This window comes from Nocardiopsis xinjiangensis YIM 90004, assembly GCF_000341145.1.
In the GTDB taxonomy this organism is placed as follows: Bacteria; Actinomycetota; Actinomycetes; order Streptosporangiales; family Streptosporangiaceae; genus Nocardiopsis; species Nocardiopsis xinjiangensis.
This window is the reverse complement of record NZ_ANBE01000026.1, coordinates 1-16669: the sequence shown is the minus strand read 5'-3', so window position 1 is coordinate 16669 and position 16669 is coordinate 1. Positions and strand designations below refer to the sequence as shown.

At 70.9% G+C, this 16669-nt stretch carries 8 protein-coding genes and 1 pseudogene; 5 read left to right on the top strand and 4 right to left on the bottom strand.

What is annotated here, in order from left to right; all coding sequences use genetic code 11:
- The first annotated feature begins 118 nt into the window (after nucleotides 1–118).
- The 5 genes from D473_RS0112955 (at nucleotide 119) to D473_RS24805 (ending at nucleotide 6264) form a co-directional block, all read left to right on the top strand.
- On the top strand, nucleotides 119–829 hold the full coding sequence (locus D473_RS0112955) for an ABC transporter ATP-binding protein (RefSeq protein WP_083917998.1): 711 nt from the start codon (nucleotides 119–121) through the stop codon (nucleotides 827–829).
- Nucleotides 829–3375 carry an FtsX-like permease family protein gene (locus D473_RS0112950; protein WP_017609492.1) on the top strand — a complete coding sequence of 849 codons (2547 nt, stop codon included), beginning with the start codon at nucleotides 829–831 and terminating at the stop codon, nucleotides 3373–3375. Before D473_RS0112955 ends, D473_RS0112950 begins: the two co-directional genes overlap by 1 nt.
- Nucleotides 3376–3471: 96 nt before the next feature.
- Nucleotides 3472–4440, top strand: a complete 969-nt coding sequence (locus D473_RS0112945; protein ID WP_017609491.1) for a daunorubicin resistance protein DrrA family ABC transporter ATP-binding protein — start codon at nucleotides 3472–3474, stop codon at nucleotides 4438–4440.
- A complete protein-coding gene (locus D473_RS0112940) occupies nucleotides 4437–5261 on the top strand; it encodes an ABC transporter permease (protein ID WP_017609490.1) in 825 nt (274 codons plus the stop codon). The genes D473_RS0112945 and D473_RS0112940 overlap by 4 nt, the downstream gene beginning before the upstream one ends.
- Nucleotides 5262–5313: 52 nt before the next feature.
- Nucleotides 5314–6264, top strand: coding sequence for an ArsR/SmtB family transcription factor (locus tag D473_RS24805; RefSeq protein WP_026126892.1), 951 nt, complete (start codon nucleotides 5314–5316; stop codon nucleotides 6262–6264).
- A 72-nt stretch (nucleotides 6265–6336) separates the two neighbouring features.
- Here the strand turns inward: D473_RS24805 and D473_RS0112930 are convergent, their stop codons facing one another.
- The 4 genes and pseudogenes from D473_RS0112930 to D473_RS28135 form a co-directional block, all read right to left on the bottom strand.
- Nucleotides 6337–6549: an MbtH family protein gene (locus tag D473_RS0112930; protein ID WP_017609488.1), complete on the bottom strand. Its 213-nt coding sequence runs from the start codon at nucleotides 6547–6549 to the stop codon at nucleotides 6337–6339.
- Between the two features lie 41 nt (nucleotides 6550–6590).
- Nucleotides 6591–14363: a non-ribosomal peptide synthetase gene (locus tag D473_RS0112925; protein WP_017609487.1), complete on the bottom strand. Its 7773-nt coding sequence runs from the start codon at nucleotides 14361–14363 to the stop codon at nucleotides 6591–6593.
- A 92-nt stretch (nucleotides 14364–14455) separates the two neighbouring features.
- Entirely contained in the window at nucleotides 14456–15763 is a 1308-nt protein-coding gene (locus D473_RS28140; protein ID WP_017609486.1) for a non-ribosomal peptide synthetase, read from the bottom strand.
- A gap of 187 nt (nucleotides 15764–15950) precedes the next feature.
- Nucleotides 15951–16607, bottom strand: a pseudogene (locus D473_RS28135) (AMP-binding protein); the annotation flags it as partial.
- Between the last annotated feature and the right edge of the window lie 62 nt (nucleotides 16608–16669).

Below are 16669 nucleotides of genomic sequence, written 5' to 3'. Positions count from 1 at the left end.
TGATGGTAGCATCCGCCGGGGAATCGACAAGGGAGTTCTTTTGCTCGAAGGAAGAGATGCAAGCGGCAGGGGTTGTTCCGGGCCTTCCGTAATTGCGGAAGAGGGCTTCGCACTGAGAATGAGGGAAGTTTACCGCACCTATGGTTCGGGTGCTGGAAAAGTGAGCGCACTTCAAGGTATTTCCGTAGAGCTTGCCAAATCCGGCTTCACTGCGGTAATGGGCCCCTCCGGATCGGGCAAGAGCACGTTCCTGCACTGCGCCGCCGGCCTGGACCGTCCGACCAGCGGTGAGGTGTGGCTGGGGCAGACCGAGCTCTCCGGGCTGTCGGAGAACCGGCTCACCCGGCTGCGCCGCGAACGTGTGGGATTCGTCTTCCAGGCCTACAACCTGCTGTCGGCGCTCACGGTCCAGGACAACATCACCATGCCGCTGCGGTTGAGCGGCACCGCCGTGGACCGGGAGTGGGCCGAGCAGGTGGTCGGCCGGGTCGGGATGGCCGAACGGTTGCACCACCGGCCCGCCGAACTGTCCGGCGGTCAACAGCAGCGGGCCGCCGTGGCCCGCGCGCTCATCACCCGTCCCGAACTGGTGTTGGCCGACGAGCCCACCGGGGCCCTGGACTCCCGCTCCGGTGCCCAGGTGCTCTCGCTCCTGCGCGAGAGCGCGGACGAGCTGGGCCAGACCGTACTGATGGTCACCCACGACCCCGTGGCCGCTTCCTACGCCCAGAACGTGCTCTTCCTGGCCGACGGCCGGCTCGTGGATTCCCTCGGGGCCCCGACCCCTGCCGCTGTGGCCGAGCGGATCAGCCGGCTCGGGGAGCGGTGATGTTCGAGATCGCCTGGAAGACCTTGCGCGCCCGCAAGGGTTCTTTCGCGGGGGCGTTCGTCTCCCTGCTGTGCGCGGCCGCTCTGATCACGGCCTCCGGGATCCTCGTCGAGTCCGGCTTGCGCTCTTCCGTGGACCCCCACCGTTATGCCGGCGCCGACGCGGTCGTCGACGGTGAGCAGACCCTGCGGTTGCCCGGCGGTGACTTCACCGTCTCCGAGCGCCTTTCCGAACCGGTCCGCCTGCCCGCCGACCTGGTCGGCGAACTGGAAACCCTGGAGGAGGTGGACACGGCGGTCGGTGACCACCACCTGTCCCTGGCCGCGGCCGCACCCGGCGGCCGGGATCCCGTGCCGGTCTCCGGCCACGGTTGGGACACCGCCCCGCTGGCGCCTTTCACGCCCCAGGAGGGCAGGGCCCCCGAGGAGACCGGGGAGGTGGCGTTGACCACCGGCCTGGCCGAGGAACTCGGGACCGGGCCGGGGGAGACCGTGGACCTGGTCAGCGGGGCCGTTCCCGCCGAGTACCGGGTCAGCGGCACCGTCGCCCACCAGAACGCCGGCGAGGGACGCGGCGGCTCGGTGTTCCTGCACCCGGACGAGGCCCGCAGCCTGGCACAGGAACCCGGGTCCTTCGACGCGATCGGGCTCGTGGCTGCTCCGGGTGTGGCTGCCGAGGAGCTGACCGGTGCCGTGGAGGCCGCCGCGGGGCAGACCCCCGTGACCGTCCGCACAGGCCAGGACACCAGCCGGGCCGAGTTCTCCGACGTGGGGGAAGCGCGCGGGCTCCTGCTGATGATCTCCGCCTCCTTCGGCGGCTTGGCGGTGCTCATCGCCCTGTTCGTGGTCTCGGGGACGATGGCCCTGTCGCTCAACGCCCGCCGGCGCGAACTCGCGGTCCTGCGCGCCATCGGCTCCACCCCTGGCCAGCTCTTGCGCATGGTCGGCGCCGAGGCCCTGCTGCTGTCCCTGGTGGCCGGCCTTCTGGGTTGCCTGCCCGGGATCCTGGTCGCCCGGGCCATGCACGGGGCCTTCACACGGTTCGGGGTCCTGCCCGCCGACCTGCCGCTCGTGGTCGGAGCGCTGCCCATGGTCGCCGCGGTGCTGCTGATCACGCTGACCGCCCTGCTCGCGGGCACGGCCGTGGCATTGCGCCCTGCGTGGGCCAACCCCGTGGAGGCGATGCGCGAGACCACTCCCACCTCCGGTCCTCCCGCACGATGGCGGGGCGTAGCGGGGATGGTGTGCGTGGTGCTCGCCGCCAGTGCGGCGATGACCCCGATCGCCCTGCGCAACGATGCCGGGGCCGCGGGGACGGGCAGCGCGGCCCTGCTGCTGGTGATCGCGGTGGCGCTGCTGGGGCCCGTGCTGCTGCGCCCGCTGGTGGAGGCCCTGGTGCGCCCGCTGCGCCGGAGCCGGGTGAGCGGTTTCCTCGCCGCCGAGTCCGCCGGGGCCGACCTGCGCCGGCTGGGGGGCGTGCTGACCCCGCTGGTGCTCGCCGTCGGCTTCACCCTGTCCATGGTCCACACCCAGTCGGTGGTGGCCGGGGCGGTCTCCGGCCAGGTCGAGGAAGGGATCGGCGCGGACGCGGTGGTGAGCGACACCGGTTCCGGGGGGATGGCCCCCGAGGTCGTCGAGGACCTGGCGGAGCTGCCCGAGGCCGGCGCGGTCACTCCACTGCAGGAGACCCGTCTGGTCGTGCCCCGCCCGATCTTCGGTGATCCCGAACTGGCCTCCTTCTCTGCCCGGGGGGTCGAGAGCGAAGGACTGCGGGAGAACCTGGATCCCGGTCTCGTCGAGGGCGACCTGGCCGACCTGAGCGGCGCGGCGGTGGCGATGGAGCGTTCCGGGGCGAACCTGCTCGGGGCGGACGTGGGGGAGGAGATCGACGTGTACCTGGGAGACGGCACGCCGGCCACGGTGCAACTGGTCGCCACCTACGACCGTGGGCTGGGGCTGGGCGAGGCGATGCTGCCCGAGGAGGCCGTGGAGGGTCACACGGGCCCGCCGTCCCAGGTCCTGGCCGGTGCGGCCGAAGGGGTTCGGACCGAGGAACTGCACTCGGCGCTGGCCGATTTCACCGAGCGGTACCCGACCCTGCAGATCACCGACCGGGAAGGGTTCGCGGACAGCGCTCGGGCCGAGGCCGACCTGGCCGCTTGGGTCAACCTCACCGGTTTGGCGGTCATCCTGGGCTACATCGCGATCGCGGTGGTCAACAGTCTGGTGATGTCCACCACTGCCCGCTCGCGCGAGTTCGCCCTGCTGCGGATGATCGGGGCCACTCGCCGCCAAGTACTGAACGCGCAGAGGTGGGAGGCGTGCGTGATCATCGTGCTCGCGGTCCTGCTGGGCACTCTGGTGGCCGCGCTGCCCCTGGCGGTGCTGAGCACGGCCTTCCTCGGAACCCCCGTCCCGGCGGGCTCGCCCTTGGTCTACGTCGCCCTTGTCTCCGCCACGGCCGTGCTGGGGTACGCCTCGGTCGTGCTCCCGGTGCGCCTTGCTCTGCGCACCACGCCGACGGAGGTGATCGGAGCAGGCGATTGAAGAGCCCCTCGTCCGGCCGGTGTCCGCTCCTGTCCGCCCACTGTCCGCCCGGTGTCCGCCCGCGCCGGGACAGTGGTGCGAACGAGAGGAGGAATCGTGACGGACGTATGTATCCGGGCCTCCGGCCTGGTCAAGCGATTCGGCCACACCACCGCACTGGACGGGGTGGATCTAGAGGTTCCCACCGGGTCGATCCTGGGGGTCCTGGGCCCCAACGGGGCCGGCAAGACCACGATGGTGCGGATCCTGGCGACGCTGGCGCAGCCCGACCAGGGCAGTGTGCACGTGGCCGGCCACGACGCCCTGCGCGACCCGGTCGCGGTACGCGGTCTGATCGGGCTCACCGGCCAGTACGCGTCGGTGGATGAAGAGCTCACCGGTAGGGAGAACCTCGAACTCATCGGGCAACTGCTGCGCCTGCCCGGCCGGGAGTGGAAGACACGCGCCCGGGAACTCGTGGGGCGCTTCGACCTGACCGAGGCCGGGGAGCGGCCGGTCAAGACCTACTCGGGCGGTATGCGGCGACGGATCGACCTGGCGGCCAGCCTGGTCGGACGCCCCCGGGTGCTCTACCTCGACGAGCCCACCACGGGCTTGGACCCGCGCAGCCGCGGTGACCTGTGGCAGACCGTGCGCGATCTGGCCGAGGAGGGCACCACCGTCCTGCTCACCACGCAGTACTTGGAGGAGGCCGACGAACTCGCGGACCGGATCACCGTGATCGACCACGGCCGGACCGTGGCCGGGGGGACCCCCGCCGAGCTCAAGCGCACGACCGGCTCCCAGACACTGCATGTGCGCACGGTCGACCCTGCCGACACCGACCGGGTGATCGGTTTCCTCACCGAGCTGCTGGACACCGAGCCCGCCCTGGCATCCGACGGGGTCTCGATCTCCGCGCCGACCGACGACCCCGTGCTGCTGTCGGCCCTGGTCCGGCGCTTGGACCAGGAGGCGGTCACCACCGACGAACTGGCCCTGCGGTTGCCCAGCCTCGACGACGTCTTCTTCTCCTTGACCGGCCGTGCCCTGCCCGGCGACGACCATGAGGAGGCCTCCGCGTGAGCGCTCCGACCCTGACCCCGGAAAACACCCTGACTCCGCCGGTCAAGCGGCGGATCGGTGCCCTGGAGGCGACCGGGCACGGGCTGACCCTGGCCAAACGCAACCTGCGCTACGTCGTGCGCACGCCCACGACCTTGATCGACACGGTCATCCAGCCGGTCCTGTTCCTGATGGTGTTCGTGTTCCTGTTCGGGGGCGCGATCTCCGGTACTTGGCAGGGCTACCTGCAGACCCTGGTGCCGGGCCTGATGGTGCAGATCACCATGTACGCGAGCATCGGAACGGGGATGGCGCTCAACACCGACATCTCCAAAGGGGTCTTCGACCGTTTCCGGAGCCTGCCGATCGCACGCTCGGCTCCCCTGGTCGGAGCTGTGCTGGGCGACGTCGTCCGCTACGCCGTGGCGGTGACCGTCCTGTTGCTGCTCGCTCTCGCCCTGGGCTTTCGGGTCCAGACCGACCCGTTGTCGGCCCTGCTCGCCTGCGTGCTGGTCATCGTGTTCGGGCTGACCCTGTGCTGGTTCTCGGTGTTGATCGGGATGATGGTCGCCAATCCGCAGGCGGTTCCGGGGGTCTCGATGGCGGTCATCCTGCCGCTGACCTTCGGGAGCAACATCTTCGCCGACCCCGAGACCATGCCCCGCTGGCTCGAGCTGTGGGTCGGGGTCAACCCGGTCAGCCACTTCGTGGACACCGTGCGTGGGCTGATGATCGGCGGACCCGTTGCGGGCCCGCTGGCGTTGAGCCTGGTGGCCGTGGTCCTGTGCCACGTCATCCTCCTGCCGCTCGCGCTACGTGCCTACCTGCGCAGAGTCCGCTGAGGCCGCTCGTGGCCCCGGACCCGGAGGACCCTCATCGGAAAGGTTGTCGTACGTGACCAGAGTCCATTTGACGGTGCGGGACACGGCGCGTATCCGAATTCACCCGGGACTGTCCCCCTTGGTGGAGACCGTCCACGCATTGGAGGCCGTGCTCCACGGACCGGGCCGTCCCGGAGGGGGCGAATGGACACGCCGGACCCGCGCCCGTTTGTCCGAGCTTCCGTTCGTGCGGGCGGAATTGGTCAGAGCTCTGTCCTTCCGCTCCTGCTTACCGCCGTGGGAGTGCTCCTCGACCGGCGGGGAGCACACGTTCGATCTGCCGGTGCACGAGCGTGCACGATGCGCGGTGCGAACCCTGGCCCGGGTGGGCCGAGCTGTCGTGGCTCCCGATCAGGCACGGGTGGATGCGCTCCAGTCCTTGGCCGCCGACCGGGCCGGATCCCGGTTGGCCAAGGAGGGTGCAGAAGCGGTGGTCGGTTCCCTGGGGAGAGACTGCCGGTGGAGCGAGAACGGTCTGGAACTGGAGGACGGGCAGCATCGGACCGTGTACCCGGACGACGGGCTCCTCCTCTTCCCCTCGGTGTTCCTGGGAACCGGCCCCCGGGTGCAGCAGTGGACCGACCCGGGCTCGGGGCGCTCCCGCACGGCGCTGCTGTTTCCGGCCCTGGGGCCGGACCGGTCCCTGGACTCCGCGCTCCTGGGTCCGGACCGCTCCCAGCAAGCATTGGGCCGCCTGCTCGGGCGTACCCGCTCGGCGGTCCTGACCGAACTCCTCACCCCGACCTCCACGGGGGAGCTGGCCCGGGCCCTGCACGTCTCCGCCACCTCCGTCAGCGAACACACCGCAGCGCTTCGGGAAGCCGGGTTGATCACCACGACCCGGGAGGGCAACAGGGTCCGGCACTCGGCCACCGACCTGGGGACGGCGCTTCTGAACCGCTGCGGCGCGGGGGCCCCGGGGCAGCGGTTCCGTGTACGTGCCCGCCTGGCCGAGCCCGCGTGAACACCGGTCCCGTACAAGAACGGGGCGGGGGCGACCGGATCGCACCGGTGCCCCCGCCCTCGTGGGCCCGGGTCACTCACCCAGAGCGTTCACCAGGCTCTTGGGGCGCATGTCCGTCCAGTTCTCCTCCACGTAGGCCAGGGCCTTCTCACGGGAGGTCTCCTCCAAGGCGATGTCCCAGCCATCGGGGACCTCGGCGAAAGAGGGCCACAAGGAATGCTGGCCCTCGGCGTTGACCAGGACCAGGTACGTGGCGTCCTCGTTCTCGAAAGGGTTGTTGCTCATGAACTCCTCGTTCCTCTCACGGTTGCGGTGCAGGGTGTGGATCAGTTCCGGCGGCCGCGGCGGTTCGCGGCTGCGGAGATCAGCTCGCGCAGAGCCCGGGTGAAGGACTCGGCGAGCCGTTCGACGGTCCGCCGGTGGTGCCGGTTGGTCGAGTAGGTCCAGGAGAAGTGCAGCCGGCCCCCGGTGACCGACCCGGTGACGTCGAGCAGGTTGGTGCGTTCCTCGGACGGCGCGTGGTCCGAAGCGGGCACGGGCACGAACCGGCGGAGGAGCCCCTCCTCGCTCTCCTGCGCGAAACGGCCCAGATAGTTGAAGGAGACCGGGACCTCCGGCAGGCGGCGCAGCGGCTCGGTGCCGGGGCCCTCGTCCAGGTACCGCAACGCACCGAACCCGATACCGCTCGGGGCGCTCCTGGTCCGGCGTTTGACCGCGGCCACGGTTGCGGTCCAGTCGGCCCCCTCGGGCAGCTCCAGCAGAACCGGATAAATCGTGGTGAACCATCCGACCGTGCGGGACAGGTCCACCTCTTCGAACAGGTCCTCGCGCCCGTGGCCCTCCTTCTCGACCAGGACTCGGCCCGACCCGGTCCAGTCGGCCAGGACCCGTCCCAGCGCGGCCAGGAGCACATCGTCGATCCGGCAGCGGAACGCGCCCGGCACCCGGGAGAGCAGGGCGCCGGTCTCCTCCTCGGAAAGATCCGAGGGGACCACGGCCTGGGAGGCCACGTCGTTGCGGCCTTCGGCCAGATCCACCGGTACGGACGGAGCGGCCCCGGAGACGGCTCCGAGCCAGGCGTCCAGGTCGTCGGCGAACCCGCCCTGACGGGTGAAGGCGGTCAGCCGCTCGGCCCACACCGGGAAGGGTGTGGTCCTCGCCCCGAGATCGACCGGGCGCTCATCACGCAGCTGCCCGTAGGCGGTGGCCAGATCCTCCAGGACGATGCGCCATGAGACCCCGTCGACCACCATGTGGTGGGCCGACAACAGCAGGCGGTGCCGGTCGGCGGCGCCGGTGTCCACGACCACCGCCTCGAACAACGGTCCTTGGGCCAAACGTGTGGCCGGACGGTGCCGACCGGCCTCGCGGGCGAGGACCTCCTCGACACCGGACTCGGACAGACCGGCGGCGTCCACGACACGCACCGCCCCGGGTGAGGGGTCCGCGTCCAGATGCTGCCGCCAGTCCTTTCCGGTGTGTTCGACCCTGAGCCTGAGCATGTCGTGGTGGGCCAGCACGTGTTCGGCCGCACGTGCGAGCCGGTGGGGATCGGTGCCCGCGGCGGTCTCCGCCAGCAGGGACATGTCGAAGTGCTCGGGAGAGCGCGGGTGCGTCTCGAGGAACCAACGCTGCACCGGGGTCGGAGTGACCTCACCGAGGACGGGCCCCTCGGCATGCGGACCGGCCGATTCCTTCTGCTCGTCCATGGCGCCGGCCAGCGCCTCGACGGTCTGGTGGAGGAAGACGTCCTTGGAGGACAGTTCCCGGCCGGCGGCGCGGACCCGGGACACGAGCTGGATACTCAGGATCGAGTCTCCGCCCAGATCGAAGAAGTTGTCGTGGGCACCGATCTTCTCCACACCCAGCAACTCTTCCCAGACCTGGGCCAGGAGAGCCTGCGTCGGACCGCTCGGTGGAACGTATCCGGCGGTGTCGAAGGCCTCGTTCGCAGGCGCCGGCAACGCCCCGCGGTCGACCTTGCCGTTGGCGTTGAGCGGCAGATCCTCCAGAACGACCACGGCGGTCGGAACCATGTAGTCGGGCAGCCGTCGAGCGGCCCCTTCACGCACGGTCGCAGCACTCACGGCCGAGGAGTCCTCCTCCGCGACGACGTAGCCGACCAGCCGCCGGACCCCGGGACGGTCCTCCCGGACCAGGACGAAGGCCGAACGTAGACCGGGCAGTGCGCAGAGCACCGACTCGACCTCGCCCAGTTCGATCCGGAAACCGCGGATCTTGACCTGGTCGTCGTCGCGCCCGATGAACTGCAGCTCTCGCTCACTCGTCCAGCGGACGATGTCCCCGGTCCGGTAGATCCGCTCTCCGGAGCCGTGGGGATCGGCGACGAAACGCTCGGCGGTCTGGCCCGGTGCTCCGTCGTAGCCCCGGGCCAGTGAGGGCCCCGCCAGGTAGAGCTCGCCGCGCACACCCACCGGGACCGGGCGCATCCAGGGGTCGAGCACCAGAGCACGGGTGCCGGCGACCGGGCGGCCGATCAGAGGAGAGGTTCCGGGACGGACCTGCCAGACCGTGCTGTTCACGGTGTTCTCGGTCGGCCCGTAGAAATTGTGCACGGCGCGGACACCGGCGGAGGAGAGCCGTTCGGCCAGGCCCTCGTCCAAGGCCTCGGCTCCCACCGTCAGTACGGTGAGCCGGTGCCGCCCCTCGTCCGCCAGACCGGCGTTGACCAGTTGGGCCAGGTACGAGGGTGTGGTGTCGAGGTAATCCACCCGTTCCCGGTCGAGATGGTCGCAGAGGGCCTCGGCGTCGGTGCGGGTGTGCTCGTCGATGACGTGCAGGTGGTGGCCGTTCAGCAGCCAGACGAGCGGGTCCCAGGAAGCATCGAAGGTCCACGCGGCCACGTGCGCGGCGGTGAGCTGCCGACCCGCGGTCTCGGGGCCGGCCAGGACCGCGGCCCGGTAGGCAGAGGCCATGGCGCACAGGTTGGCGTGGGTGACGACCACACCCTTGGGGGTCCCGGTCGAGCCGGACGTGTACATCACGTAGGCGGGGTGGGCACCGTACAGCGGGCGTGTCCTGTCGGCGTCGGTGACCGGCGCGCCCGGTCCGGTCGAGGCCGCCTCCACCGTCGTGACCGGGACCCGCTCGCCCAAGGTCCGCCGTACCCGCTCCACCATGTCCGGGACGGTCAGCACCCGGTCGGCTCCCGAACGCTCCAGGACGGTGCGTGCCCGCTCGGCCGGGGCGTCGGGGTCGATCGGCACGTAGGCCGCACCCGCGCGTAGGACCGCGAACAGGCCCGTCACGGCCTCGGTGGTGCGCGGCAGGACCGTGGCCACCCGGTCACCGGGGCCGGTACCCGTACCGGCAAGGTGCCGGGCCAGACGGTTGACGCGCTCGTCCAGTTCACCGAATGTCAGCGTGTGCGCCCCGCCCGTGAGTGCCGGCGCGTCGGGGCGGGTCGCGGCCGATTCGGTCAGACCGTCGAGAACGTGGGACCCGGTGTCCTCCTCCGCGGCCTCTCCGGCGGCGAGAAGAGCGGTGTGCTCCTCCGGTGACGCCAGGTCCACCGTGTGCACGGCAGCGCCCGGGGCCGTCGAGATGCCGGTCAACACCCGGCACATGTGGTCGGTGAACCGGTCGATCGTCTCCGGGACGAACAGGTCGACGTCGTACTCCACCGACCCGTGCAGCCGTCCACCGTCCTCGTAGAAGTCCACACTGAGGTCGAACAGGGAACTGCGCCGGGACAACGGCTGCTCGGCCACGGCCAGACCGTCGATCTCCCAGGTCTGAGCGGGTGCGTTCTGCAACGAGAGGACCGCCTGGACCAGTGTGGGCCGCGACGGGTCCCGGCGCGGGGCGACGGCTTCCACCACCGTGTCGAAGGGGACGTCGCCGTACTGGTAAGCGGTGAGCAGGCTCTCGCGGACACTCGCCAGGAGCTCGGATCCGGTGAGCGACTCCTCCACCCGCATGCGCAGCGCGAGCGTGTTGACGAAGAAGCCCACCACGTCCTCCAGCTCCGCGCGATCGCGGCCGGAGGTCACCGTTCCCAGGACGATGTCGCGTTGCCCGGTGTAGCGCGACAGGACCACCTGCACGGCGGCGGCCAGCACCATGAACAGGGTGATGCCGTGCTCGGCCTCCAGGGACCTGACCGCGGCGAGCGTGGCCTCGGGGACCTCGAAGGCGCGGGTGGCGCCCCTCCCCCGGCGAACGGGCGGACGCGGCCGGTCGGTGGGAAGCGCGAGGGGTTCGGCGCCCTCCAGGAGGCTTCGCCAGTACTCGAGCCCGTCATGGAAGGTTTCGGACTCCAGAGAGGCGTCCTGCCACGCGGCGAAATCGGCGTACTGCAACCGGGGCGGCAGCAGCCCGGCCTCCTCGGCCAGCGGGCCGGGTCCGGATCGGCTTCCCGGCCGGACGGCGGCCCGATACAGCAGGCCGAGTTCCCGGGTCAGAACGGACAGGGACCAAGCGTCCACGACGATGTGGTGGATACCCAGGACCAATACGTGTTCTGTGGGGCCCAGGCCGACCAGCAGGGCGCGGAAGAGGGGGCCCTCTGCGAGGTCGAAGGGGCGGTGCACGAATTCGTGGAGCAGTGCATCGAGCCGCGATTCCCGGTCCCGGCCGGGGACGTCGCCCAGGTCGGCCGTTTCCGTGCGCGCCTGCGTGGAGGCGCCGATGATCTGCACGGGGCGTCCGCCGTCTTCGGCGAACGTGGTGCGCAGGGACTCGTGCCGGTGGACCAGGGCGTCCAGGGCCGCGGTCAGGGCGGACACGTCCAACGCCCCGGTCAGCCGCAGCGCGCCACCGGAGTTGTACTCCGAACCACCGGGCTCGTACCGGTCGAGGAACCACAAGCGGCGTTGGGCGGCCGACAGCGGAAGGGCGGCGTCGCGGGACACGGGAACCAGGGCGGCCTCGGCGGTCCCGCCCCCGGCCCTCTCGGCCGTCAGCAGCCCGGCGAGCTCGGCGATGGTGGGGTGGTCGAAGACCATGCGTACCTGGAGCCGTGTACCGAAGACGTCGGCGGCTCGGGCCACCATCCGGACCGCGCCGACCGAATCCCCGCCCACCCGGAAGAAGTCGTCGTGGACACCCACACGCTCCAGCCCGAGCAGTACGCACCACAGGTCGGCGAGCTCTTGTTCGGCCCGGGTACGCGGGGCCGTGTACTCGGCCCCGGACTGTTCGGTCCAATCGACGGCCGGCAGCGCCTTGCGGTCGGTCTTGCCGTTGGGGGTCAGCGGGATCCGGTCCACCGGGACGAACGCGGAGGGGACCATGTAGCCCGGGAGTACCGCGGCAGCCTGCTCGGCCAGTTCTGCGGGGGTGGGCGCGGGAGCGGTGGAGAGCACCACGTAGGCGGCCAACCTGGGCCCGGCCGCATCCGTGTCCACGGTCACCACGGCCTGCGCGATCTCGGACAGGTCCTGCAGCGCGGTCTCCACCTCGCCCGGTTCGACGCGGTGCCCGCGGATCTTGACCTGTTCGTCCGACCGGCCCAGGAACTCCAGCTCCCCGTCGGGACGGCGGCGCACCACGTCCCCGGACCGGTACATGCGGGCCCCGGGCGGACCGAGAGGATCGGCGACGAAACTCGACGCAGTCAGTCCGGGCCGGTTCCAGTACCCGTGTGCGAGGCCGTCCCCGCTGATGTAGAGCTCACCCGGGACCCCGTCGCGTACCGGCCGCAGCCAGCGGTCCAGCACCTGGATCCGCGTTCCGTCGGCCGGAACGCCCATGGGCGGAGTGCCCGAGCCGGACAACGGCGCGCTCACGGTGGAGCACACGGTGGCCTCGGTGGGGCCGTAGGCGTTGTACATCCGGCGGCCCGCCGAGAAACGTGCCACCAACTCCCCGGGGCAGGCCTCACCCGCGACGAGCAGGTGCTCGACCGGCTCCAGGTCCTCGGGCGACAGGCTCGGCAGGAGCGCTGGAGGCAGGATGACGTGGCTGATGCTGTACTCGCGCAGGGCGGCGGGAAGTCCGTCACCGACCAGGTCGGCCTGGGGAAGCAGGACGGACGTGGCTCCGTTGAGCAGCGCGACCAGCAGCTCGGCGATGAAGGCGTCGAAGCTCGGGGACGCGAACTGCAGCCATCGGGAGCCCGGCCCGGCCTCCATCGGCCGGCCCAGAGTACGGGCCAGAGCCGCGAGACCATGGTGCGAGACGACCACGCCCTTGGGACGTCCGGTGGAACCGGAGGTGTAGAGCATGTACGCCGGGTCGTGCACAGTGACGGGTTCGCGCAGCGGGCCGTGTCCCCGGCCGTCCTCGGGAAGGAGCACCGGTACCGATCCGAGCCACTGGCCCTCCTGGCCCGGTGACGCCAACACGGCCGCCAGACCGGCGTCCTCGACCATATGGGCCAGCCTCGCCGACGGATAGGACGGATCCAACGGCACGTGGACGGCACCGGCGTAGACCACCGCCAGGAACAGCACAGCCAGCTCCGGGGTGCGTTCCACGCACACTCCGACCCGGTCCCCGCGCCCGATCCCGTGGGCGCGCAGGTAGCCGGCGATCCGAGCGGCCCGGGCGTCGAGCCCGGCGAAGGAGATCGGGCCCCCGGTGCCCGTCAGGGCCGCGGCCTCGGGGTGGGCGCTCACCCGTTCGGCCACGAGATCGGACAGCGTCCGCGGCCGGGGCCCGGCCGGACCGGTCAGGGCGCCCATGTTCTTCCCTGCAGGTCGCAGGGCCTGCAGGGGACGCACGTCCTCGGCGCAGTCCAGGACCTCGTGCAGATCGGAGACGAAACGGGCGATGGTGGTCTCGTCGAAGAGGTCGGCGTTGAACTCCGCGGAACCAGCGAGCCCTTCGGAGTCCGCATGGAACTGCAGGGTCAGGTCGAAGACCGCGTGCTCCCCCCCCCGCCGTACCGGGAAGGGCCTTACCTCCAGTCCACCCAGGGACACCGGCTCGCCGCCCTGGGCATTCTGGAGGACGAGGGCGGCCTGCACCAACGGAGGAACGGCGGGATCGCGTTCGGCCAGGACCGCGTCCACCACGGCGTCGAAGGGGACCTCGGCGTGGTCGAAATCGGCCAGGACCTCATCACGGGTCCGAGTGAGGTTCCCGGAGAAGGACAGCGACTCGTCCACGCGGCCGCGCAGCGCGAGAGTGTTGACGAAGAAGCCGGTCAGACCATGCAACCGGGGGTCCTCCCGGCCCGCCGTGACGGTGCCGAGGACCACGTCGTCATCGCGGGTCCACCGCGCCATGGCGATCCGGGTGGCAGCCATCAGCACCATGTACAGGTTCGTGTTGTGCGCACGCCCCACCTGCTCGAGGCGGGAGACCAGAGCGGAGGGGAGCCGGAAACCGTATTCGGCGCCCCGCGTGCTCCGTACCGGCGGGCGGGGCCGGTCGGTGGGCAGCTCGAGCGGCCGGGCCCCGGTCAGCCGGTCCCGCCAATGGGTGAGTGAGCGCTCGTAGGCCTCCCCGCTGAGCCGACCGCGTTGCCAGGCCGCGTAGTCCAGGTACTGGAACGGGAGCGGAGCCAGAGCCGCTGCGAGCGCGTCACCGCTCAGATGCGGGTTCTCGAGCGCGGTGGTGTAGAGCTGGTCCAGCTCCTGTTGGAGGGTGCCGAGCGACCAGCCGTCGGTGATGATGTGGTGCATGACGGCGAGCAGGACGTGGCGGTGTTCCCCGTTCCGGAACAGGTGCACGCGTAGCAGCGGTCCGGTCTCCAGGTCGAAGGGTTCCCGGTAGCGGCGGCCGACGAGCTCGGCGAGTTCCTCCTCGTCGTCGGTGTCGGTGACGGAGAGAGGGACCGGAGCGGGGGAGCCCACGACCTGGCGCCCCTGCCCGTCGACCTCGGTGAACGTGGTGCGCAGGGACTCGTGCCGGTGGGCCAGGGCGGTCAGCGCCCGCCCGAGCGCCCCGGTTTCCAGGCTTCCGCGGAGATCCAGGGCGAACCCGGAATTGTAGTCGACACGGCCCGGCTCGATCCGGTCCAGGATCCACAGCCGCTGCTGGGCGAAGGACAGTACGGCGGGCTCGTCCCGGGACACGAGCGGGATCTCGTCGTGGCGTTTTCCCCGGTCACGCATTCTGCGTTGGATCTCTTCACGCAACCTCGCCCGGTCGGAGGTCGCGCGTCCGGTGTCGCTGTGGCTGTCGTTCATACGTCATGCTCCTGCCGTGTTCGTGGGGCGGGGGGACACAGGGCCGTGCGCCGGAGGCGCCCGGCCCCTCGATCCACACTTCCGGCCGGGGATCAGTCCGCCAGGTCACCCATGAGCTCGTCCTCGAGGGCCCGGGCGTAGGCTCGAACGGTCTGGTGGTCGAACAGCGCCCGGTTGGGCATGGTGATGTCCAAAGCCGTGCGGATCTCCCCGACGACCTGGATGCTCTTGACCGAGTCACCCCCGACGTCGAAGAAGTTGTCGTCGCGTCCGATCCGCTCGACCTCGAGGAGGTGGGACCAGACCTCGGCCACGAGTTCCTCGGTGGGTGTTTCCGGTGCCACGTACCGGGTCTCGGCGGGCCGGTCCGGTGCGGGCAGCGCACGGCGGTCCACCTTGCCGTTGTCGTTGAGCGGTAGGGACGCCATGACGGTCATCGACGACGGGACCATGTAGCCGGGCAGCACCCGGGCGATGGCTTCGGCCACCGCTGCTGTGTCCACGGTGCCGGGCACGGCCTCGGTCAGGTATCCGGCCAGGACCGGTGTCCCGGAGGGGGAGGAGACCACGGCCGCCGCGGCCCGGGATACACCCGCAGCGCCGGCCATGGCGTTCTCGATCTCGCCGAGCTCGATCCGGTGGCCCCGGAGCTTGATCTGTCCGTCGGCGCGGCCCAGGAACTCGATCTGTCCATCGTCCTGCCACCGCACCAGGTCGCCGGTGCGGTAGAGGCGCCCGCCGGACCCGAAGGGGTCGGCGACGAACCGCTCGGCGGTCAGTTCCGGCCGCCGGTCGTAGCCGCGCGCCACTCCCTCTCCGGAGATGTAGAGCTCGCCGACCGCGCCGACCGGGACCGGTCGCAGGGCGGTGTCCAACACGTGGGCGCTGGTTCCGTCCATGGGGCGGCCGATCGGACAGCTTGCCTTCCCTGCGTGCCCAGGGCCGATCGGGGCGCAGGTCGCGAACGTGGTGGTTTCGGTCGGGCCGTAGACGTGCACGATCTCGGTGGCCTCGCACGCCTCCGATACCCGGGTGAAGGAGGCCGGGTCGGCGGCCTCACCGCCGGTCCACACCTGGCGCAGTCCCGCGAAGCAGGCGGGGTCCTGCTGGGCGAAGAGGTTGAACAGGGCCGTGGTCAGGAACAGCGCCGTGATCCCGTGGTCGCGCACCCCCGACCGGACCGTGTCGGTGGTGATCCCGTGCTCGGGAGCGAGCACCACGGTTCCGCCGTTGAGCAAGGCGACCCAGACCTCGTAGGTGGCCGCGTCGAAGGCGTGCGGGGAGTGGAACAGGATCCGTCCGTGCGCCTCCGCCCAACGGGAGTCCCGGGTCAGGGCCACGATGTTGCGGTGGTCGACCACCACGCCCTTGGGCCTGCCGGTGGAGCCGGAGGTGAACATCACGTAGGCGGCCGAGNCGGGGGCCCGGCCGTTCCGGTCGGCCCCCGGACCGGGTGGTGATCCCGTCCGGACCGTACTGGTGCACGGTGATCGGGGTGCCGGTGTACAGCTCCAGCATCCCCGGGTCGACGATCGCGGTGTCCACCCCGTGGTCAGCGGCCAGAGCGGCCACTCGTTCGGCCGGAACGGCGTCGTGCAGCGGGACGTAGGTGGCACCCGCCTTCAGGACCCCGAGCATGGCGGCGACCACGCGCGGCGAGCGCGGCATGGACAAGAACACGCGGGACTCGTGGCCGGCCCCGTGGGCACGCAGATGGTCGGCGATTTCCCGAGCCCGCTGGTCGAGCTCGGCGTAGGTCCACTCCACGTCCTCGCCGACGAGCGCGGTGGCGTCGGGACGGAGCCGTGCCTGCTCGGCGAACAACGCGGTGACCGTGTCCTCGGGCAGATCCAGCTGCGCGCCGTCGGTGAAGGCGGTGGTGGCGGAGGTGTCCGCGCCCGCCACGGCGGCCAGGGGACGGCCGGGTTCCTGGACCAGTGAGGTGAGGATCGCCGACAGGTCCTCGAGCAGACGGTGGACGGTCTCCTCGTCGAAATGGTCGGGTTCGTAGCCGATGAGCAGACGGATCCGCTCAGTGGCGTACGCGCTGAGTGCCAGCGGGTAGTTGGTGGCTTCCTCGGCGGTGACGTCGAGGACCTTCAGACCGTGTTCCTCGGCCGAACCCTCCTCCACCGGGTAGTTCTCGAACACCACCAGGCTGTCGAACAACGGGGTGTCACCCGGCAGCCCCGCCTGGGCCTGGACCTGCGCCAGCGGCAGGTAATCGTGTTGACGTGCAGCCACCTGGTGTTCCTGGAGGGTGTGGAGCCAGGTGGTGGTGGGGGTGTGGGGGGTGATGCGGACGC

Bases quoted from the DNA above. Each gene is read 5' to 3' on its own strand.
- D473_RS0112955 (WP_083917998.1), top strand. From the start codon at position 119: ATGAGGGAAGTTTACCGCACCTATGGTTCGGGTGCTGGAAAAGTGAGC.
- D473_RS28140 (WP_017609486.1), bottom strand. From the start codon at position 15,763: ATGTTCACCTCCGGCTCCACCGGCAGGCCCAAGGGCGTGGTGGTCGAC.
- D473_RS0112950 (WP_017609492.1), top strand. From the start codon at position 829: ATGTTCGAGATCGCCTGGAAGACCTTGCGCGCCCGCAAGGGTTCTTTC.
- D473_RS0112930 (WP_017609488.1), bottom strand. From the start codon at position 6,549: ATGAGCAACAACCCTTTCGAGAACGAGGACGCCACGTACCTGGTCCTG.
- D473_RS0112925 (WP_017609487.1), bottom strand. From the start codon at position 14,363: ATGAACGACAGCCACAGCGACACCGGACGCGCGACCTCCGACCGGGCG.